The organism is Roseinatronobacter sp. S2 (assembly GCF_029581395.1).
In the GTDB taxonomy this organism is placed as follows: Bacteria; Pseudomonadota; Alphaproteobacteria; order Rhodobacterales; family Rhodobacteraceae; genus Roseinatronobacter.
Window position 1 is genome coordinate 89,571 of record NZ_CP121117.1, and the last position, 25,124, is coordinate 114,694.

Here is a 25,124-nt window from a genome sequence, read left to right on the forward strand (position 1 = left end):
CTTACTCAGCAGGGGTTGGGGCTTTGGGCTTCGGGGCCATGCCCGCAGCTTTCATCGCGCGCTTGTCACGGGCAAAGGGCTTCAGACCCGTCCGCGCTGGCTTTGCGCCCTCACGCGAGCGTACGATCTGATAGCCGGGCCGCCACAGAAAGCGGATCGGAACCGACAACATGTGCACCAGACGGGTGAAGGGGAATAGCGCCACAATCACCATGCCAAGGAAGATGTGGAACTTGTAGAGCCAATGCACATTGACGACTTCCTGCCAGGCATTGATCTGCAGCCCCATGACCGATTGCGACCAGGTCATGAACTGGATCATCTTGGACCCGTCCATATGGCCCAGCGTCAGGATGATCGTGCCCATGCCAACCACGATTTGTAGCCACAGGATCGCCAGAATGCCGATATCGGCGAAGCTGGAATTATTGCGGATGCGCGGATCACTTAAGCGGCGATGCAACAGCATGGTGCAGCCCACAAAGGCCGCAGCCCCCGCGATGCCGCCGATGATGACAGCCATCCATTGTTTCAGCCCGTAGCTGATGCCCAAAGCGTCCAGCAGCCAGATCGGGGTGAACAGACCGATCAGGTGGCCGAAGAACAGCACGATGATGCCCACATGGAACAGCACGGACCCCCAAACCAGTTGCTTGCGCCGCAGAAGTTGGCTGGAAGATGATTTCCACGTGAAGGGGTCCCGCTCGTAGCGCGCGATGGTCCCGATCAGGGCTATGGCCAGCACCGCATAGGGCAGGATGCCGAAGATAAGATAGTCTAGGCTAAAGTTTCCAAACATTGTCTCGTGCTCCTACATCTGGCCCGGTGCGACTGTGCGCGGGGCGGCAGGCATGTCCATTTTCGCCAGAATGTCCCGGCTGATGGGGCATCCGGCATTGGGATCGGGGCCGAAAGTGACCATTGCTTCTTCCCAGACGGCATCGAGGGCTTCCAGATCCTCGGGGTCATCATCCTTTTCGGACAACAGCGCCTCGGCCTCGGGCGAAGTGTCCACCTGCGCCAGTGTCACCAATGCCGCCAGCACCGCCGCATAAGCGCTTTCGCGCCGCGCAAGACGTTCGGCCAGTGCCACAAGGATGTGACCCGCATCGGCAAGGATTTCGCGCGCCTGTTCCGGCGGTTGTGTGGACAGGAATTCCAGCAAAACCGGCAGGTGGTCAGGCAGTTCAGGCCCGACCAGATCGAACCCGCCCGCGCGGTAGGTTTCCAGCAGGTCTACCATGGCACCGCCCCTGTCACGGCCTTCCCCGTGGATGTGTTCAAACAGGTTCAGCGACAGCGTACGCGCGCGGTCGAATTGCAGGACATAGCGTTCCTGCAAATCATAGATGTCGCCCTGTTCCAGTTCATGCAGAAGCGGTTCCAGCTTGGCCCGCTGGCTGGCATGAAGCAGGCCTTCGTCACAGAGGACCTGCCCGATTTCAGAAACCGCTGCCTGCAATTCCGGGGTCGGATAGGTTAGCAAGGCGGAAAGTGCGTGATATGTTTTCATGACTGGATGAACTCCTGTGGGCTGCGGAATTTCTTGCCGCCAGAGAACAGCGAATTGCCGCTGCTGCCGGTAGAACAGCCATTGCCATCGGTGAAGCCGCAGCCCCCCTTCAGGTCATAGGCATCTTCGACAAGTTCCCGATGCGTGGTCGGGATGACGAAACGATCCTCATAATTGGCAATCGCCATCAGTTGATACATCTCGTCGATCTGATCGGGCGTCATGCCAACACGGTTCGCCACGCCCAGATTGATCACGCCATCCACAGTTTTTGATCGCATATAGGACCGCATCGCCAGCATCCGTTCCAGCGCGCTGACAACGGGGGCTTCATCGCCCGCCGTCAGCATATTGGCCAGATAGCGAACCGGAATACGCAAGGATGCTACATCCGGCATATCGTCCTGCGCGCTGATCTTGCCTGCCTCGGCCGCGTTCTGGATGGGCGAGAGTGGCGGGATATACCACACCATAGGCAGGGTGCGGTATTCGGGGTGCAGCGGGAAGGCGATCTTCCATTCCATCGCCATTTTCCAGATGGGCGAATTCTGCGCGCCCTTGATCCAATCCTCGGGAATGCCCTCGGCGCGCGCGGCTTCAATCACTGCGGGGTCGTTGGGGTCAAGGAACACGTCAAGTTGCGCATTATAGAGTTGCTTTTCATCTGCAACGCTGGCCGCCTGCCCGATCTTGTCGGCGTCATACAGCATGACACCCAAGTAGCGAATACGCCCCACGCAGGTTTCCGAGCACACCGTCGGCTGGCCCGATTCCAGACGCGGATAGCACAGCGTGCATTTCTCGGATTTGCCCGAAGACCAGTTGTAATAGATCTTCTTGTAAGGGCAGCCAGAAACACACATCCGCCAGCCGCGGCATTTTTCCTGATCGATCAGAACAACGCCATCATCTTCGCGCTTGTAGATCGCACCTGACGGGCAGGACGCCACGCAAGCGGGGTTCAGGCAATGCTCGCACAGGCGGGGCAGATACATCATGAAGGTATTTTCATATTCCCCATAGATGTCCTTCTGAATCCCCTCGAAATTGGAATCCTGCGACCGTTTGGCGAATTCGCCACCAAGGATTTCTTCCCAGTTTGGCCCCCATTCGATCTTTTCCATCCGCTCGCCCGTGATCTTGGAGCGCGGGCGCGCGGTGGGGAATGCCTGCATCTGCGGCGCGGATTTCAGGTGGTCATAGTCGAAATCGAACGGCTCGTAGAAATCATCGATTTCGGGCAGGTCGGGATTGGCGAAGATATTCGCCAGAATCCGCCATTTACCGCCTTGCTTCGGCTGCAAGCTGCCCGACGCCGTGCGCGTCCAGCCGCCATTCCAGCGTTTCTGGTTTTCCCAATCCTTGGGATAGCCAATGCCCGGCTTGGTTTCGACATTGTTAAACCATGCATATTCAACGCCCTCGCGCGAAGTCCAGACGTTCTTGCAGGTCACAGAGCAGGTGTGGCACCCGATACATTTATCGAGGTTCAGCACCATACCGATTTGGGCACGAACTTTCATTCTGCTGCCTCCACTTTTGCGGGCTTATCCAGCCAATCCACGTTTTCCATTTTCCGAACGATGACCATTTCATCGCGGTTCGCACCCACAGTTCCGTAGTAGTTGAACCCGTAGGACAGTTGCGCATAGCCCCCGATCATATGCGTGGGCTTGGGGACCGTCCGCGTGACCGAGTTGTGAATGCCCCCGCGCTGGCCGGTGATCTGGCTGCCGGGCGTGTTCACGATTTTCTCCTGTGCGTGATACATGAACAGCGTGCCGTCCTTCATGCGCTGGCTGACCACCGCGCGCGCGGCAATCACACCGTTGGAATTGAACACCTCGACCCAGTCATTATCGACAATGCCAGCCTTGGCCGCGTCCACTTCCGACAGCCAGACGACCGGCCCGCCACGGTTCAGTGTCAGCATCAGCAGGTTGTCGGAATAGGTGGAATGTATGCCCCATTTCTGGTGCGGGGTGATGAAGTTCAGCACCACATGCTTTTCGGCCGATTTCAGCGATTTGGTCGCGTCACCAGTGATGGTTTTCAGGTCCACCGGCGGCCGCCATGTGACGAAGAACTCGCCAAAGGCGCGCATCCATTCATGGTCCTGATACAGTTGCTGGCGACCCGATACCGTGCGCCACGGGATCAATTCATGCACATTGGTCCAGCCTGCGTTGTAGCAAACCTCCTCAGACTCAATACCCGACCATGTGGGGCTAGAGATGATCTTGCGCGGCTGGGCGGCGATGTCGCGGAAGCGGATCTTTTCGTCTTGCTTGACCTCGGCCAGATGGGCGTGGTTTTGCCCCGTGGCCTTTTCCAGCGCTTTCCATGCCTTGACGGCAACTTCGCCATTGGTTTCGGGTGCCAGCATCAGCACCACCTCGCAGGCGTCAATGGCAGACTCGATCTTGGCCATACCCTTGGTCGGCCCATCGGTATGGGTGCCGTTCAGCGCCTTCAGGTGGTGGACTTCGGTTTTCGTATCCCACGCAATCCCCTTGCCGCCATTGCCGACCTTTTCCATCAACGGCCCAAGGGCGGTGAAGCGGGCATGCAGGTTCGGGTAATCGCGTTCCACGGCAATATAGGCAGGCGCCGTCTTGCCGGGGATCAGGTCACATTCGCCGCGCTTCCAGTCCTGCACGAAAGGCTGTGCCAATTCGCCGGGGCTGTCATGCTGCAAGGGCAGTTGCACAATGTCGGTTTCCACCCCCAGAACTTCCGGCGCCACGTCCGAGAATTTCTTGGCAATCGCCTTGAAAATTTCCCAGTCGGTCTTGGATTCATACGCCGGGTCCACCGCCGCTTGCAGCGGGTGAATGAACGGGTGCATGTCGGACGTGTTCAGATCGTCCTTTTCATACCAACTTGCTGTCGGCATGACGATATCGGCATAAACGGCCGTGGTGGACATGCGGAAATCGATCGTCACCAACAGGTCAAGCTTGCCCTCTGGCGCTTCATCATGCCATTTTGCCTCAATGGGCTTTTGGCGGCCTTCCTGCCCCAGATCCTTGCCCTGCACGCCGTGGCTGGTGCCCAGCAGGTGCTTCAGGAAATACTCATGCCCCTTGCCCGATGACCCCAGCAGGTTGGACCGCCACACAAACAGGTTGCGCGGCCAGTTTTCCGGCGCATCCGGGTCTTCGCAGGACATTTCCAACGTGCCGGCCTTCAACTGCTCGGCCACATAGGCAGGAATGTCCTTGCCCGCCGCCTTTGCTGCCGCGCCCACTTTCAACGGGTTGGTTTTCAGCTGCGGGGCCGATGGCAGCCAGCCCATGCGTTCAGACCGGATGTTGTAGTCGATCAGGCTCAGGTTTTCCCAGTCGCCTTCCGGCGCGGTTGGGGACAGAATGTCTTTTGCCGTCACCGTCTCATACCGCCATTGGTCGGTATGGGCGTACCACGCGCTGGTTGAATTCATGTGCCGTGGCGGGCGCGCCCAGTCCAGCGCGAAGGCCAGCGCCGTCCAGCCGGTTTGCGGGCGCAGCTTTTCCTGCCCCACATAATGCGCCCAGCCACCGCCCGACTGGCCCACACAACCGCACATCACCAACATGTTGATGACCGCGCGGTAGTTCATATCCATATGATACCAGTGGTTCATCGCAGCGCCGATGATGATCATGGATTTACCATTGGTCTTTTCGGCATTGTCCGCGAATTCACGCGCCACATGGATGATTTTGTCGCGGCTGACGCCAGTGATCTTTTCAGCCCATGCAGGCGTGAAGGGCACATCGGCGTTGTAGTCATTGGTCACATGATCGCCGCCCAAGCCCCGATCCAGACTGTAGTTCGCGCAAAACAGGTCAAACACCGTGGTGACCAAGGCTTCTGATCCGTCGGCAAGGGTGATCTTCCGGACAGGCACATTGCGCGTCAGCACATCGCCGCGCGCGTCATTTTCCCACTGGCCCGTGGCCATGCCGCCGAAATAGGGGAAATCGACGCCGACCACATCATCGCGGTCCTCATCCAGGATGAATGACAGCTGCGGCTTGATTGCGGCCCCTTTTGCCTTCTCCTCCAGGTTCCACATGCCCTGTTCACCCCAGCGGAATCCGATGGACCCATTGGGCGCGACCAGTTGGCCGGTGGTTTCGTCAATACAGATGGTTTTCCACTCGGCGTTGTTCGCCTCGCCCAGATTGTCGGCCAGATCACTTGCGCGCAACTGGCGGCCCGGCACATAGCTGTCGCCTTTCTTGTCCAGCCGGACAAGCATCGGCATATCGCTGTATTTGCGGGCGTATTCCTCGAAATAAGGCACTTGGCGGTCCAGATGAAATTCACGCAGGATCACATGCCCGAAGGCCATGCCAAGCGCTGCATCCGTGCCCTGTTTGGCGTTCAGCCAGACATCGCCGAATTTAGCGGCTTCCGAATAGTCGGGGCAGATGACGGCAGACTTGGTGCCACGATAGCGCGCTTCCGTGTAGAAATGCGCGTCCGGCGTGCGCGTCTGCGGCACGTTGGACCCCCACAGCAGCAGGTAGCCTGCATTATACCAATCTGCTGACTCCGGCACGTCGGTCTGTTCGCCCCATGTCATGGGTGACGCGGGCGGCAAGTCGCAATACCAGTCATAGAAGCTCATGCAGGTGCCGCCCAGAAGCGACAGATAGCGACTGCCCGCCGCATAGCTGACCATCGACATGGCGGGAATGGGCGAGAAGCCGAAAACGCGGTCGGGGCCGTATTCCTTGGCGGTGTAGGCGTTTGCGGCGGCGGTGATCTCGGTCACCTCGTCCCATGTGGCACGCACGAACCCGCCTGTGCCGCGTGTGCGGGTGTAGCTGGCGCGCGCGGTCGGGTCTTGCTGGATGGCCGTCCATGCCTGAACGGGTGTCATGGTCTGGCGCTTGTCGCGCCACAGCCGCATCAGCGCACCGCGTACCAAGGGCGTTTTCACGCGGTTGGCGGAATACAGATACCAGCTATAGCTTGCCCCCCGCGCACATCCGCGCGGTTCATGGTTGGGCAGATCGGGGCGTGTGCGCGGGTAATCTGTCTGCTGGGTTTCCCATGTAACGATGCCCGATTTCACATAAATTTTCCACGAGCAAGACCCGGTGCAGTTCACGCCATGGGTCGAGCGGACGATCTTGTCATGCCGCCAGCGGTCGCGATAGACCTCTTCCCAATCGCGGTTTTCAGTGGTGGTCATGCCGTGCCCATCTGAAAACGTGTCCTTGCGGTTTGATTTCAAAAAGTTCAGCCGGTCAAGAAGATGGCTCATTGCTGTCTCCGTTGGTTGATAGGGGTTTCAGATGCGCGCCTTGTGTGCGCATCCGTGAAATTCAGCAGGGATAGGGGGCATTCTTGCGGGCATAGAGCACCCAGTTCAGCACCACATTGACGGCGAAGAAGGCAGACAGACCCCAGAAAACCGGCGCGGCGGACTGGAACGCGCCGAACGACCAAGCAAACAGCATTCCGAACAGGAAGGGTCCGTAGGCCGCGATGGCCGCCGTGAAGCCGATGACGCCACCGGCCTGACGCGGCGCGAACAGCATTGGCATCTGCTTGAAGGTCGAGGCATTGCCCACGCCCGCGAAGAAGAACAGTGCCAGCATACCCGCCACGAACATCGGGAAGGATGCAAGGCTGTCTGCGCCGGTGACGACCCAGGCCACCAGACCTGCGCAGACCAGCATGCCAAGACCTGCCCAATGGGTTACCCGCGCACCGCCAAGCTTGTCGGAAACCGGACCCGCAACAACGCGGCTTGCCGAGCCGATCAAGGGACCATAGAAGGCCCATGCCAGCGGGTCGGGCGCGCCTTGATACTCGCCGTAGATCAGGCGGATCAGAAGCGGGAAGGTCGCCGCCAGCCCCGAGAACGCCCCGAAGGTCATGATGTAGAGCGAGGTCTGCGCCCAAGTGTGGCCCGATTTGAAGATATCGAACTGTTCGCGGAAATTCGACGTGATCGGGATCGACTTCAGGAAGATCCACGCGGTAATACCGAAGACCGCCACAAACGGGATCATCACCAGCGGCGCGTTTTGCAGATAGATTTGCGAGTCAACGCCTGCGCGCGTCATCGTCTGCGGCTCGCCCATCCAGGCCATGCCGCCCAGAAGGGCAAAGCCGATGACCCATGGCGTCACGAATTGCACCACGGACACGCCAAAATTGCCCACGCCCGCCTGAATGGCCAGCGCCGTGCCTTGCAGGCGCTTGGGGAAGAACATGCTGGTGGACGGCATGAAGCTGGAGAAGTTGCCGCCGCCCAGACCGGCCAGAAACGCCAGCAGCATCAGCACCCAATAGGGGGTTTCAGGGTTCTGCACCGCATAGAACCAGCCCACCAGCGGGATCAGAAGCGATAGGGTGGACAGCGAAATCACATTCCGTGTGCCATAGATTGGCACAAGGAACATGTGGATCAGGCGCAGCGTGCCGCCCGCAAGGCCGGGCATGGCCGCCAGCCAGAACAACTGGCTGGCTGTGAACTGGAACCCGATCTGCGGCAGGCGCACGACCAGCGCCGAGACAAGAAACCATGTGATGAAGGCCATGGTCAGCGCGGCCGTGGTCAGGATTAGGGTGGTCCATGCCTGCCGCTTGCCGCCCGCCTCCCAGAACGCCTGATTTTCAGGCTCCCATTGGTTAAGCCACGTTCCCGAAGGTGCGGCTTGATTCGCGTGATGTGCGGTCATTGATCTGTTGCCTTTCGTGGCTTTAGATGGAAGGCAGGCCCGCGCCATCGCGCGCCTGCGTCAAAAACGGTTATTCAGCGGGTTGGGGGTTGCCGCGGTCCAGCCTGTCGAGCGCCGCGCGCAGTTCATCGACCGAGGCGAATTGCGCCTTCAGTTGCAGACCGCCACCGCGTTGGATCAGCTCGACCTTTTCCGAGCTTGCAAAGATGGCCGCCACTTCGGCATCAAGGGCTTTCTTCTCGGCCACTTCGCGGGCAATTTCGCGGTCCACCGAAGAGATGATGTATTCATCCCCGAACCCGCCTTCAGGCTCTTTCAACCAGATGTAGCAGACGATCCAGCTGATGAAGGCCCCCGCCGCGATCATAAAGAAGAAGGTCGAGGCGTCGACGAACATGAATACGAACAGGTAGAACACCGCGCCCACATTGCCGTAAGCCCCTGCCATGCCCGAGATTTGTCCGGTCACGCGCCGCTTGATCGACGGAACGATTCCGAAGGTCGCGCCCTCTGCCCCTTGCACGAAGAACGAGCACATGATGGTGATCGCAATCGCAATGATCAGCGGCCAGCTGGAATTCAGCAAGCCCATCATCACGAACCCGATCGCAATGCCGAACATATAGGCCATCATCACAAAACGGCGGTTGCCGAAACGGTCAGACACCAGCCCGCCCATGGGACGCGCAAACAGGTTCACGAAGGCGAAACTTGCCGCAATCAGGCCAGCCGCCACAGCCGTCAGACCCCATGTTTCCTGAAAAAACATGGGCAGCATTGACACTACAGCCAGTTCCGCGCCGAAATTGGCGAAATAGGTGAAGTTCAGCGCCACAACCGAGGAGAACGGGTATTTGTCGTCCTCCGGCACACCCTTCTTGAGGATCGGCACATTGACGCGGATCGCCTGCCAAACCTGATAAGCCACCACAACAGCAATGGCAGCATAGCAAATGGCGGCGGTCAGGCCGTCGATATAGCCCATCAACTGCACACGATAGACCAAGATCGACAGAATCCCCACCAGCGGTACTGTGAAGATACAAAGCAGAACCAGATCGCGCCAAGTAGACACTTCGAGCGCGGCGACATTGCGCGGCTTCTTATGCGTGTCCTTGGTCGCGCCATCGGTAATGGCGAACCAGTAGAAGACACCATAGGCCGCCAACACAACGCCAGAGGTCGCAATCGCCCACCGCCAGCCTTCAGGGCCGCCATACATGTGCAAAGCAATCGTCGGGATCGTGATTGCCGCAGCGGCCGAGCCGAAATTGCCCCAGCCTGCCCCGAAACCTTCAGCAAAGCCGATCGAGCGCGGCGGAAACCAGAGCGCGATCATATGGATCGTCACAACGAAGCTTGCCCCAATGGACGACAGCACCAAACGTGACATGAACAATACTTCGCGCGAGTCGCCGAAGGCAAAGACCAGCGTCGGAATGGCCATCAGCACCATGAGCACCGAAAACACCCGGCGCGGGCCGAATTTATCAAGCGCCATGCCGACAATGATCCGAGCAGGAATGGTCAGGGCAACGTTTGCAATAGCAAAGAGTCGGATATCGTCACGGGTCAGCCAGTCCACCGAAGCGAGCATAGAACTCGCCAGCGGGGCCATGTTGAACCAGACATAGAAGCTCATGAAAAACGCAATCCACGTCAGATGGAGCGCCTTGATTTCGGGATTCTTGAAGCGGAATAAGTCGCTGACTTGCATGTCAGTCCTCGAAAATCAGATGTGGGTGGGGATCAATCGCTATGGGTCGGAATGATCAGAAGTGGACAGGACGCGCGCCGCGCCAGAAACGCGCTGGTCGAGCCGAAAGTCATGTGGTCAAACTCCTCGACAAGCGCATCCAGCCGCTTCGTAATGAAATTGAACGGGCCAACGTCAGGTTTGTGGCTATGGCGTGCCATCACCAGGAGGTCAGGTTTGCGCTCATCAACAGCCCGCAGAATCATCTTGCGCGCATCTCCCTCGGCAATCAGAACAGAAGCGTCGAACCCTGCCGCAGCAAGCTCTACCGCGGCCCGCTCGGTCCCGGCTTTCTGTTCAGCATATTGCGCCAAAAACAACTCATCTGCTCCTGCAGTGGCGCTGCCCACATCCTCGACCACGGAAATCAGGGTTATCTTCGGGTTCAGCGCAGACAACAGGTCGCGCACAGCGTCCAGCGCGATCCTTGCGTTGCGGGAATTGTCATAGGCCAGCATGACATGCATGGGCGTCTCCTTGCCGTCCTGGTGCGTTCAGTCACCGGTTCGCAAGCAGTCAGGTCACAGGCAGGTCCAAAAGAACTTGATCGAGATCAACATCCGGAAACCCAATCGGGAAACCCGCCTGCAATTGAAATTTGTAAAATACTTTGGCTGGATTTTTGTTCTTGAGTAAAAAACTTTTGCCTTTTCTACCCTTGATTATTATGTACCATGTAAATTGATAAATATCAATCTAAAGAAAAAGGTAGCACTGTGCGACCCGAAGAGCTTCCAGAGATTCGTCATCTCCATCTATTCAGGGACATGACCCATGCCAATTTCGAGGCGCTTATGGCCAGTTCCTACGCTCAGAATTTCCCGCAGGGGTTGGAAATGATCCGCCAGGGCGATCCTGCCGATTTTCTTCATATTGTCCTGGAAGGCTCGGTCGAACTGTTCGGGCGATGGGGTGGGCGCGAATGCACGATGGCTGTGGTGCGCCCGGTCTCCACCTTCATTCTGGCGGCCAGCATCCGCGACGCCCCGTATCTGATGTCAGCCCGCACGTTGGAGCGCGCTCGCATCATCCTCGTGCCTTCGTCAGATTTACGCGCCATGTTCAGGCGTGACACGGAGTTCTCGGTTTCCGTGATCAACGAACTGGCCTCGTGCTACCGTGCGGTGGTCCGTAACGCCAAGACGCTGAAGCTACGCAACTCGCGCGAACGGGTTGCTTCCTATCTGTTGCGTCAATCTCTTCTGGCAGGGGGCGTTGCCTCCTACATTCTGCAAGTAGAAAAGCGTCTGCTCGCATCATATCTGGGAATGACACCAGAGAATCTGTCGCGCACGCTGAAGGCGCTGGAAAGTGACGGCTTGAAGATGGATGGCGCGCGCGTGATCATAAGGGACAGCGCGAAACTGACTGCCCTCGCACAACCTGACAAATTGATTGATGGGCCAGATGTAGGGGGAAATGAGAACGGCGCAGGGCTACCAGTGACAGGGATATGAAGCGCTCATCTCCGGTCAGCATCTCCGACCGTTTCCCATGGAACTGATAGCTGAGCTGGAAGCTGTCAAGGCTAAGTGACTACGCCTGTCGCCGGATGCTTATCCCGGAACAGAAAAAGCCCCCTGGGTTTCAGGGGGCCTGTGGAAATGTTGACCAGGCGTTGACCAGAATTGGAACGCCACATACACGAGTGAAACGATCGGTATTTAAGTTATCGATATATTAGAGATATTTGGTTGCGGGGGCCTGCAACCAACGATACCTGCGAATTGTCCAGCGGCCCGTGCCAAGCCTGCCAGCTTAAGAAAATCGGGACATCAGGATCCGATTTTCTTTTACCACGCTGACGATTAAAGCTCTGGATTCGGGCAGAAGGGCAGAGGTCGGCGATGATGCGGCTACATCTGGCCGATCGAGGCCGATGCTTCATCAAGTGCCGCCCGCCAGCTTTCAGGGCTGAACCGCCGTGCTGGTTCATCAGAAATGGTCACCCCGAAAAGGACAAGATCGGCATGATGCCCGGCGAGACCAGCAAGGCTCTTCTGGAGCGTGACAGTGTCGCCGCCCTCGTCAGGAAAGACCGCGCCATGCCACTCGCCCCGACGCGGAAAAATGGTATCGCCAACGAATAGATAGGTCTCACCGGTTTCGCTTTTCACTTTCAAAGCGACATTGCTTGCCGTGTGGCCAGGCGCCGCAAAAACCTCTACTCCGTCCTCAAAGGCTTCCCCGCCGTCGAGCGGGTGGTCGAGTTCAGTATGGATGGAAACGTCTGCCTCGGCCGCACGATGAGCAAGCAGTATGCTCCCGAAGCGTTTTCGTATCTTGGCGATCCCCGGTTCAGCCTCATGCCCATGGGCCAGATACTGCCGTGAGACACCACCCAGTTTGGCAATGACGTCGTGATCTGCCTCGTGCTCGCTGGTGTGGATGAGCAGATTGCCGTCCGGACGGGTTAGCAGGTAGCCGTGGAACTTGAGGTCAGGGAAGCCATCCGGTTCAGGGAAATAGGGCTCGGTGATCCAGAGATCGGGACGGATCTGTTGCATGGGTTATCTCCTTTGACTGTTGCTTGATCCTTGCCTACAAGTTCAAGTACGCTTTAAGTCAACACCATATTGCGAAAATGTTCCGAGCCATGGAAGCCACACTCACCATCAACCAGGTCTCGCGGCGCAGCGGCGTCGCCTCCTCGGCGCTGCGCTATTACGAAGAGCGCGGGCTGATCACCGCTGAGCGGGCTGGTTCCGGGCACAGGCGCTTTCCACGTTTTGTCTTACGGCGCCTCGCTTTCATAACGTTTGCGCAAAAGCTCGGGATGAAGCTCGATGAGATCAGGACAGAGCTTGACAAGCTGCCGACCGATCACGTGCCGACCGGTGACGATTGGAAGGCACTTTCAGGAAGATGGACGGGCCGAGTGGACGAACAGATTGCCCAGCTACAGCGCCTTCGCGACGGATTGACCGAGTGCATCGGTTGCGGCTGCCTGTCACTCAAGACCTGCAAGATGCTCAATCCCAGCGATGAATTGGGTCAGAAGGGTCCTGGTCCGAGAGGATGGGTCGAAAATCTGGGAAGCTCGAGGGAAAGTTGTTAGCCAATGCGAGCGAGGGAGCTGTGGCATTCATAGCTACAGAGTCGAGCGTGGTTTGAAATGTCCTACACGGCAGCAGGGAACCCGCCCCACACCCCAATGGGATTGAGCAATACGCGGCCCACCGGATTCGCGTTGTACGGTTTGGAACCGGCTGTAACGGCGTGGTTAGTGGAATGGCGGGTTAGGGGTGACAATGCCGGACAAGCTGCCATCGGCAAGACGGCCGGCCGTCCCGAAAACGATCGAGGATCGAGAAGCGACGCCGATACTTGGCCAAGCCTTCACACGGCCCTGCCTGCTCGCAGCGCATCCTTGAGCAGTTCGAAGGCCGCTGTCCCCGTCCGATCGGGGTAGTAGAGGTGATAGCCGGGGAACGGCTCGCACCATGGCTCCAGCAGGCGAGTAAGACGGCCATCGGCGATCGGCGCCGCCACCAAATCTTCCAGGATGTAGAGGATGCCGAAACCTTCAACAGCGGCGGCCACCAACATGTCGGCGTCATTGAAGACCGCCCCGCGGGCTGGCGCGACCGTCACCGCACGACCGTCGCGTTCGAACGACCAGGGAGACAGATTACCCTGCGAGTCCCGATAGGCGATACAGCGATGCGCCGTGAGGTCGGCTGGCTCCATAGGTGCCTTATGGTCGCTCAAATAGCTGGGAGCGGCCACCACCGCGACGCGAAGCGCAGGCCCCACTGCCAGCGCGATCATGTCCTTTTCCAATCGCTCTCCGAGCCGGATTCCCGCATCATAGCGGCCCGCCACAACATCAGTCATACCGTCCTCCACGCACACCTCCACCTCGATGCCGGGGTGGCGGCGCATGAAAGACGGGAGCATCGGCCACAGCACTGTGTCGGCAGCATGCTTGCCAGTCGTGATCCGAACGGTACCAACCGCCGCGCCGCGTGCCTGCGACAGTGCCTCGATCTCGTCGGTCAACCCGGCCAGAGCCGGCGACAGGGTTGCGAGCAGGCGATCGCCGGCCTCGGTCGGGGCGACGCTGCGGGTCGTGCGGGAGAGTAGGCGAAAACCGAGCTGATCCTCGAGCCGCTTCATGGTCTGGCTCAACGCCGATTGCGTGACGCCGAGCCGTTTCGCGGCACGTGTGAAGCTTTGGTCGGAAGCGATCGCAGCGAAGATGGCGAGATCGCCAAGCTGATCGGGGCGCATTGATGATCCCTGCTACTGGGGCATATTACTAAGTAGGCGATTGTCCTCGTTCATTAGCAAATCTAACTAGTAAAGAATAGAAGCAGCAGCGAGGAACAGACGATGAGCAAGGTTTGGATGGTGACCGGTGCAAGCCGCGGACTTGGACACGAAATCGCGCGCGCGGCGCTCAATGAGGGCGCAACGGTCGTGGCAACGGCTCGATCCGCTGATGCGGTGCGTGATGCCTTCGCGGACGAACACTACCGCCTGCACGCGCTCACGCTCGATATCACCGACGCTGAGGCCGCAAAATCGGTCGCTGCGGAGACCATTGAGCGGTTCGGCACAATCGATGTACTGGTCAACAACGCGGGCTACGCCGAGCTCGGCTTTTTCGAGACTTTTACCGATGAAGCGGTGCGGCGTCAGTTCGAGGTTAACCTGTTCGGCACGATGAATGTGGCGCGCGCAGTCGCCCCACACATGCGCCAGCTTCGCTCGGGACTCATTATCACCATCTCGTCGGTCAGCGGGCTGGTCTCCAACGGCGGAGGAGCGGTCTATTCGGCGTCGAAGTTCGCGGTCGAGGGATGGATGGAGGGCTTTGCGCAGGAGCTGGCACCGTTGGGCGTCCGCTCGCTCCTGGTCGAGCCGGGGATGCTGCGCACGGATTTCATGGACGGCAAGTCGGCGAGCTTCGGCAGCATCAACATCCCTGATTATGCTGAGGCGATCGCGCAGTATCGCGCGTTCGTGGACGAGGCCAACGGCAACCAGCCCGGCGATCCGAAGCTGCTCGCCGCGCGGATCGTGGCGCTTGCTGAGCAGGGCGAGGTGCCATCGCGACTCGTGTTCGGCGACGACGCCCGGCAATGGGCGGGAGCAAAAGTCGATCAATTGCGACAGGAGATTGCCCAGACCGTCGATTGGGGCTGAACCGGCTTCGAGGGAGAATCCAGAGGCATCCGAACGACCGAAACGGGGTGGTTTTCAGACAGGCAGCTTTTGGCGAACAAACAGAACAAGCAGCCGTTCGCGCTGGTTATTGTTATGCCGACGGCCGGGGTATCAACGCGGCGTAACGGGAGGCCGAGAGCCCAGCTGTCTCGGCATAATCTTATCAGGGCTTGTCGTCAGCTCAGTTAGCATAGATGTTTGGTATCAGACTTTGGGAACGGTTTCAGATTGAGCTGTCGCGATGGGGGAAGCAGAAAGCGTATCGGGACTCAGCGATTTTTTGCTGGAACTTTACCATGATGCCTCTGAATGCACGCCCGATGAACTCCGTCTCCGCGTGCTGAAAAACCTGCAAAGCTTCATTCCCTTTGATTTCGGGGTGTGGGGCGGGGGCCAGGCCGATGGGCGAATGGTCACAGACCTGACCGTTCTCAACCAAAGCGCGGCGATATTGGGCGAATGGGATTCTGTCGCCCAGGATGATGCTTTCTGCGACCTGACACTCAATCGTCTCGGCGCGACCGCCCGCTTCGATGACGTTCCGGACTATCGCGCAAGTCTGGCCTACAACGAGCATTGGCGGCGCTTCGACGCTTCGCACATGATGGCGACAATCGTCGGTGAGAAAACCGATGGCTATGTCAGCTTCGTGGGACTTTGTGCGGACGACAGACCGATGACCTTCTCCGACACCGAGCGCATGTTCAAGCAGATGCTTATGCCGCACCTGTCCCAGGCGCTGCGTATGAACCGCGAACTGTGGATCGGCCGAGCGGCCATGGAACACGAGGCGATTGCGCTGGTGGACCAGGAAGGCTGGGTGCTGTGCACTCAGGGGCCGTTTGACGATTTCACCAGGCACGAGTGGTCTGGGCGCATCGCCCGGCTCCCTGTTGACGTGATGCATGCACTCAAACAGCGCAAACGGTGGCGCGGGGAACTGCTCGATGCGCGCATGTCCCGGTTTGGCAGCAATTACTTCGTTCATCTGTCAATCCATCCGGCCCTATCGGGCTTGTCTCCACGCGAACGCGAGGTCGCCGGATTGTTCGCATCCGGCATGACCAGCAAGCAGGTGGCACGAGCCCTGGGCACGTCACCATCCACCGTGCGTAATCAGGTCATGCGCATCTACGAGAAGCTCGGCATCTCCAGTAAAGCGGAACTCGCGACACTTGCCGGCGGCAAATAACCGCCGTTCTGCGCCGTCAATAGAGCAAATGCTCTATTCTCAAGCGTAGATCGACTCGGGATACCTTCGGAAGCTCGCCAGATGAGAGCGAGCGTAATCGGAGGATGCATGTGGGATTTTAGTGTTGGCAGGGCGATGGGTCTGATGATGCAGACCCTGCCTTTCGTCGTGCTTAGGATGGCGGTCTATTTCGGGATCACGCTGGCCTATATCCTTGTGACCGGTGCGGGCGCGGGAATAGGCTTCGGCGTTGGTGCCCTGGGTGATGTCGGCTTTCAGGCGGGTTCGACCTTCTGGGGCGGCCTGATCGGTTTCGGTATAGTCGGAGCCGTCATGTACTGGGCGCGCGAATATATCCTTTACATCGTCAAGGCCAGCCACATCGCGGTGCTTGTCGAACTGATCGACGGCAAACCAATGCCCGAGGGCCGCTCTCAGTTCGAGCATGGCAGAGTCGTTGTCACGGAGCGGTTCGCCCAGGCCAGCGTGCTGTTTGCCGTCGACCAGCTTATCAAGGGCGTGTTGCGGGCGATCACAGGGCTGTTCCGGGGTATCCTGACCATTTTGCCGATACCGGGTGCTCGTCAGTTGACGGGCATCCTGCATGCCTTCCTGCAAGTGGCCGTCGGGTTCATCGACGAGGTGATCCTTGCCTACGCGATCCGGACGGGCTCGACCAATCCGTGGGGTTCAGCCAAGGACGCGCTGGTGCTCTATGGGCAGAACTACAAGGTCATGCTCAAAAATGCCGCCTGGCTGGCCATCATCGTCTATCTCTTAAGCTTTGTGGTGTTCCTCGTGATGCTCGCGCCCGCGGGGCTGGTCGTCTACCTGATGCCGGGTGCGTGGGCGGCGGGCGGGTTCGTGTTCGCGCTTCTGTTCGCCTGGGCGGTCAAGGCCGCGGTTCTGGAGCCCTTCGCCATCACCTGCCTCATGCAGGTCTATTTCAAAACGATCGAGGGCCAGCGACCTGATCCCGAATGGGATGCACGGCTCGAACAAATGTCGGGCAAATTCCGCCAGCTCAAGGAGCGCGCCATCGGTGGGCAGCCCAGCCCCGATGCGAACGCCGAACCTGCATGACAGGACAATACGAGGAAATTTGAATCATGAGATTTTTTGCCGCCTTGTCGCTGGCGCTCGCCACTGCCTTCATACCGTCCATCGCGACGGCATCCGAGGATGTGATGGTCGTTTATGACGGCTCGGGATCGATGTGGGGGCAGATCGATGGCGTCTCCAAGGTCGAGATCGCGCGCGAAGTCATGGGAGACCTCATCGTCACATGGCCCGAAGGCGCCAATGTGGGGCTCATGGCCTATGGGCACCGGCGCGAGGGTGACTGTTCCGACATCGAAACCCTGATTGCACCGGCCCCGCTGGACCGGCCCGCCTTCATATCGGCTGTCAACGGGATCACGCCGCGCGGGCGCACGCCGCTCACCGAATCCGTTCGGCAGGCGGCCGAAGTGCTTTCGTACCGCGACACGCAGGCAACGGTGATCCTGATTTCCGACGGACTGGAAACCTGCCAGGCCGATCCATGCGCGTTGTCGGCGGAACTGGCGCAGCAGGGCGTCAATTTTACCGCCCATGTGGTCGGCTTTGATCTGACAGAAGAAGAACACGCTGGCCTTGCCTGCATTGCGGAAAATACGGGCGGGGTGTTTGTGCCCGCGCAAAATGCCGATGAGCTGCGCGACGCGCTCGCTCAGGTGCAAAGCATCGTGGACCTTCAGCCACTCTCACCACCCGAACCCGTGGCGGAGCCGGAACCCGAACCGGAGCACCAGGTCGATGCCGAGATCGAAGTGGAAGCGCCTGCAACGGTGGTCACCGGTGCCCGCTTTGCCGTCTCCTGGTCTTCCGCGATCGATCCGCAGGATTATGTCACCATCGTTCCCATCGGGGCGGATGAGAACACCCGTGGCGATTATCAGCGGGTGCGCGGCGACACAGAGGGTAGCCTGACTGCGCCCGCCGAGCCGGGGCTGTACGAGGTGCGGTATGTGCTGAACGACGGCCGGCGCGTGCTCGGCACTGCCCCGGTGGAAGTTGTCGAGGCCGAAGTCACCGTGTCTGCACCCGATGAAGTCACGACGGGTGCCAACTTTATCGTCTCCTGGTCATCCTCGATCCATCCGCAGGACTACGTCACCATCGTTCCGGCTGGCGCCGATGAAGGGAGCTACACCAATTACCAGCGCGTGCGCGAGACCACCGAAAACAGACTGGTCGCACCAGCCGAACCCGGTCTCTACGAAGTGCGCTATGTGCTGAATGAGGGATCGAGGACGCTGGCCTCGACGCCGGTGGAGGTGGTCGAGACCGAGATGTCCATTTCTGCACCCGATGAGGTCACGACCGGAGCGAGCTTCACCGTTTCCTGGTCATCCTCGGTCCACCCGCAGGACTACGTCACCATCGTTCCTGCCGGCGCCGATGAAGGGAGCTACACCAATTACCAGCGCGTGCGCGAGACCACCGAAAACAGACTGGTCGCACCAGCCGAACCCGGTCTCTACGAAGTGCGCTATGTGCTGAATGAGGGGTCGAGGACGCTGGCCTCGACGCCGGTGGAAGTCGTCGCGGCGGAGGTAATCCTGAACGGCCCGGACATGGTTCGTGCACAAGCACCGCTGCGCATCAGCTGGTCTATGGCCATTCACCCTCAGGACTATATCACCATCGTCCCGGCTGGCGCCGATGAGGGCACCTATCAGGACTATATCCGCGTCAGGGACAATCTTGAGGGTGACCTCGACGCGCCTGCCGAGCCCGGCCTTTACGAGATCAGATATGTTCTGCAGGAAGGCGCGCGCACGGTTTCCAGCCGTGTGCTGGAAGTTGTCGGCGCTGACGCTCCGCTTGATGACGGTGTCGGTCTGGTCGTTCCAGGCCAGGCCAGCCCCGGCGAGATAATCACCGTTTCCTGGTCCGGTGGCGCCGGCAGCGCCGACCAGCGCCTGGCGCTTGCCCGGGCCGATCAGGCCGATTTCAGCTGGATCGAAGCTCATCGTATCGCTGAGGAAACGACACTCGAATTGACCATGCCAAATGAGCCGGGCCGCTATGAGGTCCGGTATCTCGATATCAGCGGGCAGGCTGTTCTTGGCCGCGCCATCGTGGAGGTGGAATAACGATGTGTGGGACCAGACAATCTCGCCGATTTGCTATGGCGGCCATTGCCTTGGCGCTTCCTTTTTTCACGTCCGTTGCCCACGCCGAGATCGACGGGTCCGGCCCCGATGCGTGGCGGGTAATGGGTGTCGCGCCGAACGATGTGCTCAATGTCCGCATGGGGCCGGGCACCAACTATCCGGTGATCGAGACCTTTGCGCATAACGAACGCAATCTTCAGCAGATCACCTGCGTTCCGTTTTACACGATGGCGCATTTTTCGACGATGGCCGAAGCTGAACTCGATGCCCTGCCGCCGCGCTGGTGCCTGATGCGCACCGCCGATCTGACCAAGGCCGGCTGGGTGGCGCAACGCTATCTGATTGCCGACTTCGATGAGGAAATCCTGTTCGGCGATGGCGGAGCATATGACGAGCTGGAAGAAGTGGTGGATGTCGAAAAGATCCTTCCCGCCCCCACGACCGGTCCTCACGCGTGGTCAGGCGACGAACTGATCGAACACGCGCGTGGGCTCGTTGCGGCGCTTTATGCCTATGATGACCCTGCTCGCGGGGTGAGCCACCGCGATCCGGCAGCGCCCGATGTGTTTTTCTCCACCGAGTTCAGGGATGCGCTGCGATCCCGCCCGCCCGGCGCGGACCTGCTCATTGGCGCGCAGGATTTCCAGGGCAGCGTTTCCGAGCCGATGCCGGACCCCGATCAGCCCATGTTCCGGGGCATGATCACGATCAATGTCCAGGTCGCGAATTTCGGCCAGAGGCACACAGCCGTTTTCCGCCTGCGCGGCGACACCACTCGCCCTGACGCCCCGCTGCGCATTTTCCGCATCGAATACGACGGCTGGTCGTTCCCGTAAGCGCATGAAAAGGACTTATGAAATGAAAATTCACCAAGCGCCTATCCTGGCAGCGTTCGGACTCACCCTGTGCATGGCGCAACCTGCACTGGCTCAGATCGCACGAACGCCGGTTGGCGCGGTCAACGCCACCATCGATGGTACGCCCTATTCGGGCGAAACGCTCGATGTGCCGTCCGAGGGGACATCGACGGCCGAGGTCCGGGCCTTTGGCCCGGTGACCTCGATCTCCATTCAGGCTCACGACCCTGAAGCCGAAAGCATCATGCGCAACGTTCTGTCTGTCGAGGTCTCGCTGATGGGAAATGACGCGTCGGCCTCCATCATGGATGTATCCGTTTCCTGGTGGCCGGACGGCATGAGCGAGCCCTTCTATCTCAGTGAGGATAGCGGGACGGCCCCCGATATCGTTTTTGATGCGCTATCGCTGGAAGACGGGCGCGCAGCCGCTCAAGGCAGCTTCTCGGCTGTTGTCTGCCGCAGGGATGGAATGTTTGCGGAGGCCGACACGAGCGACTGCCGGCAGGTCGAGGGCACATTCGATACCGCATTGCGCAAGGCAGATTGAGGCGGGGAATTTTAGGGCGCTCTGGAAGAGGGTGAAGTATGGTGGGCAATCGGACGGCGATGCTGTGGTTGAAGCGGTGCGCGCTCATTTGGGCGCTCGTCCTGCCAGCCCTCGCAATCTCACAGGCCGCGGCGCAGACCGTCGACCCAAACGCGCCCTATGAGGACGCCTATGACGCGCTGACCCGCGGCCAGCTTGTGGGAACATGGCAGGGCGCCATCAGCGGAAGCTCGATCTCGCAGGCCGACGGGCAGATGGCCGGCCAAGCGGTGTTTGTGCGGCGCGGCTATGAGGGCCGCAACGATTTCGGCATTGTGCTGCATGACCATCGTCATCGTGACGGGGTGGACTACTCCGAGATCAGTATTGGCAATATCCCCTGCGGCCCGGACGGCGGGGTTGTTCGAGCCGTCCACGGTCTTGAGATGCAGAACGCGCCAGCCGGAGCCTTTGCGTCGGTTCTGTTCGACAACCGTCTAGCCGACACCGGCCGCGATGATTTTCTTGTCTCTCCCGTCTACGGTCCGGAACTGGACAATCCGGCAAATCTTCAGACGCGCTGGAGCGATGACGGCTTTACCCTGAGGCTGTCGGGCCCGTTCATATCGATCGTCGCACCCGTACGGAACGGCACGGTTGATTATGAACGCCAAGGTGAAGGGTGGATCGAGCAGCTTCACCTCGACGTGGAATTCATTCTAGAGCGCAGCCCGGAAACCGAGGCCGCATTTGACCGGATGATGTGCAAGGAGCCGGATGTCTTTCATGTGGTCGAAACCGAACCCTTGAATGGGCGCGAGAACGTGATTCTCGAGGGGGCAGATTTCTTCGTCGAATTCAGCGATGCGGTTGCAGAGGGTAGTCTCGACTCCGACACGGTCATCATGACGACGCGGGACCGGAACAACGGACTCATCTTTGTTGATCTCGAACTCGGTCTCGAAGACGAAAATGGCATTGACGATGACAAGTCGCTTCGGCTCGCACCGCGTGAGCCGCTGCGCTCGGGCACGGTCTATGAGATTACCGTTGTGGGGGGCAATGCGGGCGTGCGGGGAATTGAGCGGCAGGTTCTGGAACGGGATACGACCTTCTTTGTATCAACGATAATCGACCCGGATGACTTGCGGTTTGGCATTTACCAGGTGTCCCGCAATGCGCCGCTCGTCCATGGCAAACCTGCTGCCGCGCGCATCCAGGTTGAATGGGAGGAACTCCTGGACATTCACCCCGATTGGCAGGTTTTCGCTTATCCGGTTCTCGCCGAGGTGCTAGACGACCGAGACAACACGGTCTTCCCTCAGATTCAGCAACGGGTCGAACGGCCCGACCAGTACACCGATGAAGACCGGCGGCTGGGAGAACACACAGTCGATCTGTTTGGCTGGACCCCGTCCCCGCAGAACGACCCGCGAAATTTCAGAGCTGAGATCACGCCGGCTGACCATTATCCCGAGGACGTGGAGATCACTCCCGCGATCGTCGAACAGACGCTGGACTATGCAGCCCAACCCATCGACCTCCTGACGTTTGACTACTACATCGCCGCGCATTCGGAGTGGAGGGACAACATCGACATCGAGCAATCGAGACAGGTCGTGCAGGCTGCGCAACAAGACGGCGCATTCGCGAATCAGATATTCCCAGTCGCAAGGGTCAGAGGCCGTTTCCAGGGGACCTACAACCTGCAGGATACGATCTGCACGATCCTGGGAGTGGAATGGGTTGTCTGCGAAGACGGCTTCCGTTTCTGGGATAATCCAGCGAGCCAGGCGGCGGATTTTAACGAGTGGAACGCACTGGTTCGCCTGTTTCACGAGCACGTCGCGGCGCATTCGAACGCGGACATTCTTGTTTCCTACCACCCGCCAAGCCTTGGAGGCACTGGCATCACCCAGGCACCGTTCGAGCAACCCGAGTCCCTGCGGCGCAGCGGTGATGAACCATACTGGTTTGGAAATCCCGATCCGGATCTCCTCGACAGCCTTCACGCCGACCGGACGGGCCAGAACACCATCATGATGAGCACGTGGATACCGACGAACCAGATGTTCCCCGGCATCCTGCTTTCTCCGCTGGTAGCCCATGAATTCGGTCACGTCTTCGGCCTGCCGCATACACCCTATGCTGAGAACAACGCGCACAGGCAGAAGATATGCCGCACGGGCTATCAGACCGTTGCGCCCGGGATCGACGGAATGCGCATTGCGCTCCACGGATTGACTGGATGGCAGAAATCGAGCGAGCACGGAAATGCGCAGACCCGCGCGCCGCTGCTGAACCTGATGTTCCCCTGCATCTACGAGCCGCACAGCGACTACTGGATCGATCCGAACCAGTATAACTGGCTAGTTGAGAACATGCCGGCCATGTTGCGCTATACCCGCAACCAGCGAGCCGAGGCTCCGGTTTTCTCTCGTGTCCAATTCGCGCAGTTGTCCGATCCAGCGGCGGGCAACATCGTTCGGAGCGACGCCAACCCCGAATTGCCTGACGTCCGGTGGATCATGCTTTCAGGCCTGGTGGATAGAGCCGAGGCGACACTGATGCCGGCTATCGGCGTGCAGGGATCACGCGAGCCGCTTTCGGGCAATGGTCCCTACGAATTGCGCGTTGAAGGCGCCGCCGGTCAACTTCTAGCTCGCGCTTCGGTGGGGCCTCGTCCCTTCGAGACCGGTCCCTGGCCATTTGCCGTAACGGTTCCGATCTCAGGCGACCCAACGAGGATCGTTCTGCTCCGCGACACCGAAGTGCTGGCGGAACGCCGGGCCGATCCGGCGCTAGCGGTACCGGAAGTCTTTTCGCATGCCCCCGGCTCGACATATCGCGCGGGGGAAACCCTCGAATGGGGCAGTGCTTCGGCCGAGGGGCGGACCTACACCCTGCGCTTCACTACCGACGGAGAGGCTTGGACGACATTGGCCGTGCTGCTGGGCGAGCCGCGTTTCACACCCGATCCCGCCACCTTAGGACCAGGACTTAACCCCTCCTTCGAGATCATCGTCCATGATGGCGTGACCGAACGCGCGACGCGCCTGCCGGTCGAGGTCAATGTGCCGCTGGAGCCTCTGGCGGTCTGGCCGGAAGATCGAGAGTCGGGGGGATCGGCTGGTATTGCCTTCAACGTCCCGATCGACGCCGAAACGCTTGCTGCGATAACTCTTGAGGCCAATGGCGCTTCCGTTCCCGCCCATGTGACGCTCGATCCATCCGGCATGATCGTCACTGTCGCGCCGCAGGAGCCGGAGGCCGATGCCGTCTTTACTGCAATGGCCGACACGTCGCTGGCTGCCGTCGATGGCAGGTCTATACGGAACGCCATTCGGGTAAGCTTCACCGCGGAGCCTCTCGAACCCGTAGTGGCTGCCGCGGCGCGTGAAATTGCAACACCCGGGAGTTCCCCCAGTTCCGACGATGCGGCTGCCGCTGACGCCGAGATAGCCGGCATCGGCGAAATTCGTCTTGAACTTGGGCAACCCCTGACCGTACCTGCGCAAATCCTGCGCTGCGCGACGGATGAGGATAATCGGCTGTCGCAGCTCGAAATCACCTTCGAAACAACGCCGGGCGACTGGGTGGGAATCACGATGAGCCGTGATGCGGATGACGTACTGACCGTACAGATGGCTCTGAGCAATGGTGCCCAGTTCAACAATCAGGGAGGTGTCAACAACGGCTGGCATTTTCGCTTGGAAGACGAGCAGGTCTCTGTCCAGGCTCGTGTCGGGGGACCGGGAGAACAGGTAAGATTTTCTATGACCGGCGAGTGCTCCTCGCGTTAGAACTGAGCCTTCATTTCGATCGGACTTTGAACGGACACTAGGTTTATTGTTGCGACCGCCTCTAGCCGGAAGACTGCCATTGGATCACGGCCGAACGGGAGTCTACAAGCGGGCCGGTGCTGGGTTTGCTTGGTCGAATTGCCTTGGCACCAGATTTGCTCCGCCTGCAACGTCTGCTTACAGCGTCACCGCTTCGCGGCGTCAACGACTGCAATAGCGTCGGGAACTGCCGATCAGCAACGCCCCACAACCGGTGCCGAGACCGCACTGCCGCCTTCCTGCCAACTGCATTCCCTCCGCAGCAGATCACCATCATTCTGGGGGCGGGCAAGGAGAATGGCAGGTTTCTGAATTGCACCGCGAAATGAGCCCTCTGTGAAGACCGATTAGGAGTTCTTATAGCTGAGACCTTTTCCCTACAGAGCCTCACCCAGTATGCGTATCGCCTTGGGGCCGAC

Annotated in this window: 18 protein-coding genes; 9 read left to right on the top strand and 9 right to left on the bottom strand. The window is 59.5% G+C overall.

The annotated features are described in order from the left end of the window. Position 1: 1 nt before the first annotated feature. The 7 genes from narI to P8S53_RS20760 all read right to left on the bottom strand — a co-directional run bounded on the left by narI (position 2) and on the right by P8S53_RS20760 (position 10,422). On the bottom strand, positions 2–799 hold the full coding sequence (narI, locus tag P8S53_RS20730; protein WP_277807402.1) for a respiratory nitrate reductase subunit gamma: 798 nt from the start codon (positions 797–799) through the stop codon (positions 2–4). 12 nt (positions 800–811) lie between these two features. Then, the gene (gene narJ, locus P8S53_RS20735; RefSeq protein WP_277807403.1) at positions 812–1,513 is read right to left on the bottom strand and encodes a nitrate reductase molybdenum cofactor assembly chaperone; all 702 of its coding nucleotides are present in this window, start codon (positions 1,511–1,513) and stop codon (positions 812–814) included. Continuing rightward, the gene (narH, locus tag P8S53_RS20740; protein ID WP_277807404.1) at positions 1,510–3,036 is read right to left on the bottom strand and encodes a nitrate reductase subunit beta; all 1,527 of its coding nucleotides are present in this window, start codon (positions 3,034–3,036) and stop codon (positions 1,510–1,512) included. Before narH ends, narJ begins: the two co-directional genes overlap by 4 nt. Beyond that, positions 3,033–6,773: a nitrate reductase subunit alpha gene (locus tag P8S53_RS20745; RefSeq protein WP_277807405.1), complete on the bottom strand. Its 3,741-nt coding sequence runs from the start codon at positions 6,771–6,773 to the stop codon at positions 3,033–3,035. Before P8S53_RS20745 ends, narH begins: the two co-directional genes overlap by 4 nt. A gap of 61 nt (positions 6,774–6,834) precedes the next feature. Beyond that, positions 6,835–8,199: a nitrate/nitrite transporter gene (locus P8S53_RS20750; RefSeq protein ID WP_277807406.1), complete on the bottom strand. Its 1,365-nt coding sequence runs from the start codon at positions 8,197–8,199 to the stop codon at positions 6,835–6,837. Positions 8,200–8,269: 70 nt separating this feature from the next. Further along, positions 8,270–9,916: an MFS transporter gene (locus P8S53_RS20755; RefSeq protein ID WP_277807407.1), complete on the bottom strand. Its 1,647-nt coding sequence runs from the start codon at positions 9,914–9,916 to the stop codon at positions 8,270–8,272. A gap of 32 nt (positions 9,917–9,948) precedes the next feature. Then, on the bottom strand, positions 9,949–10,422 hold the full coding sequence (locus tag P8S53_RS20760; RefSeq protein ID WP_277807408.1) for a universal stress protein: 474 nt from the start codon (positions 10,420–10,422) through the stop codon (positions 9,949–9,951). A 300-nt stretch (positions 10,423–10,722) separates the two neighbouring features. On the opposite strand from P8S53_RS20760, the gene P8S53_RS20765 reads away from it, so the two are divergent. Beyond that, positions 10,723–11,412, top strand: coding sequence for a cyclic nucleotide-binding domain-containing protein (locus tag P8S53_RS20765; RefSeq protein ID WP_277807409.1), 690 nt, complete (start codon positions 10,723–10,725; stop codon positions 11,410–11,412). A 399-nt stretch (positions 11,413–11,811) separates the two neighbouring features. Here P8S53_RS20765 and P8S53_RS20770 read toward each other — a convergent pair whose 3' ends face one another. Then, positions 11,812–12,462 (bottom strand): MBL fold metallo-hydrolase, encoded by a 651-nt coding sequence (locus P8S53_RS20770; RefSeq protein WP_277807410.1) that lies wholly within the window; start codon positions 12,460–12,462, stop codon positions 11,812–11,814. Positions 12,463–12,551: 89 nt separating this feature from the next. On the opposite strand from P8S53_RS20770, the gene soxR reads away from it, so the two are divergent. Continuing rightward, positions 12,552–13,013 (top strand): redox-sensitive transcriptional activator SoxR, encoded by a 462-nt coding sequence (gene soxR, locus P8S53_RS20775; RefSeq protein ID WP_277807411.1) that lies wholly within the window; start codon positions 12,552–12,554, stop codon positions 13,011–13,013. A gap of 281 nt (positions 13,014–13,294) precedes the next feature. Here soxR and P8S53_RS20780 read toward each other — a convergent pair whose 3' ends face one another. Then, positions 13,295–14,188 (bottom strand): LysR family transcriptional regulator, encoded by an 894-nt coding sequence (locus P8S53_RS20780; protein ID WP_277807412.1) that lies wholly within the window; start codon positions 14,186–14,188, stop codon positions 13,295–13,297. Between the two features lie 102 nt (positions 14,189–14,290). Between P8S53_RS20780 and P8S53_RS20785 the strand changes: the two genes are divergently transcribed. From P8S53_RS20785 to P8S53_RS20815, 7 genes are all read left to right on the top strand, one after another. After that, positions 14,291–15,106, top strand: a complete 816-nt coding sequence (locus P8S53_RS20785; protein WP_277807413.1) for an SDR family NAD(P)-dependent oxidoreductase — start codon at positions 14,291–14,293, stop codon at positions 15,104–15,106. A 262-nt stretch (positions 15,107–15,368) separates the two neighbouring features. Continuing rightward, complete coding sequence (locus P8S53_RS20790) at positions 15,369–16,319, top strand: LuxR family transcriptional regulator (protein ID WP_277807414.1); 951 nt, start codon at positions 15,369–15,371, stop codon at positions 16,317–16,319. Between the two features lie 108 nt (positions 16,320–16,427). Continuing rightward, positions 16,428–17,402 (top strand): hypothetical protein, encoded by a 975-nt coding sequence (locus P8S53_RS20795; protein WP_277807415.1) that lies wholly within the window; start codon positions 16,428–16,430, stop codon positions 17,400–17,402. 26 nt (positions 17,403–17,428) lie between these two features. After that, positions 17,429–19,459, top strand: a complete 2,031-nt coding sequence (locus P8S53_RS20800) for a VWA domain-containing protein (protein ID WP_277807416.1) — start codon at positions 17,429–17,431, stop codon at positions 19,457–19,459. Positions 19,460–19,494: 35 nt separating this feature from the next. Then, on the top strand, positions 19,495–20,316 hold the full coding sequence (locus tag P8S53_RS20805) for a hypothetical protein (protein WP_277807417.1): 822 nt from the start codon (positions 19,495–19,497) through the stop codon (positions 20,314–20,316). Positions 20,317–20,338: 22 nt separating this feature from the next. Beyond that, the gene (locus P8S53_RS20810; protein WP_277807418.1) at positions 20,339–20,884 is read left to right on the top strand and encodes a hypothetical protein; all 546 of its coding nucleotides are present in this window, start codon (positions 20,339–20,341) and stop codon (positions 20,882–20,884) included. Between the two features lie 38 nt (positions 20,885–20,922). Then, complete coding sequence (locus tag P8S53_RS20815; RefSeq protein ID WP_277807419.1) at positions 20,923–24,666, top strand: Ig-like domain-containing protein; 3,744 nt, start codon at positions 20,923–20,925, stop codon at positions 24,664–24,666. Positions 24,667–25,124: the final 458 nt, after the last annotated feature.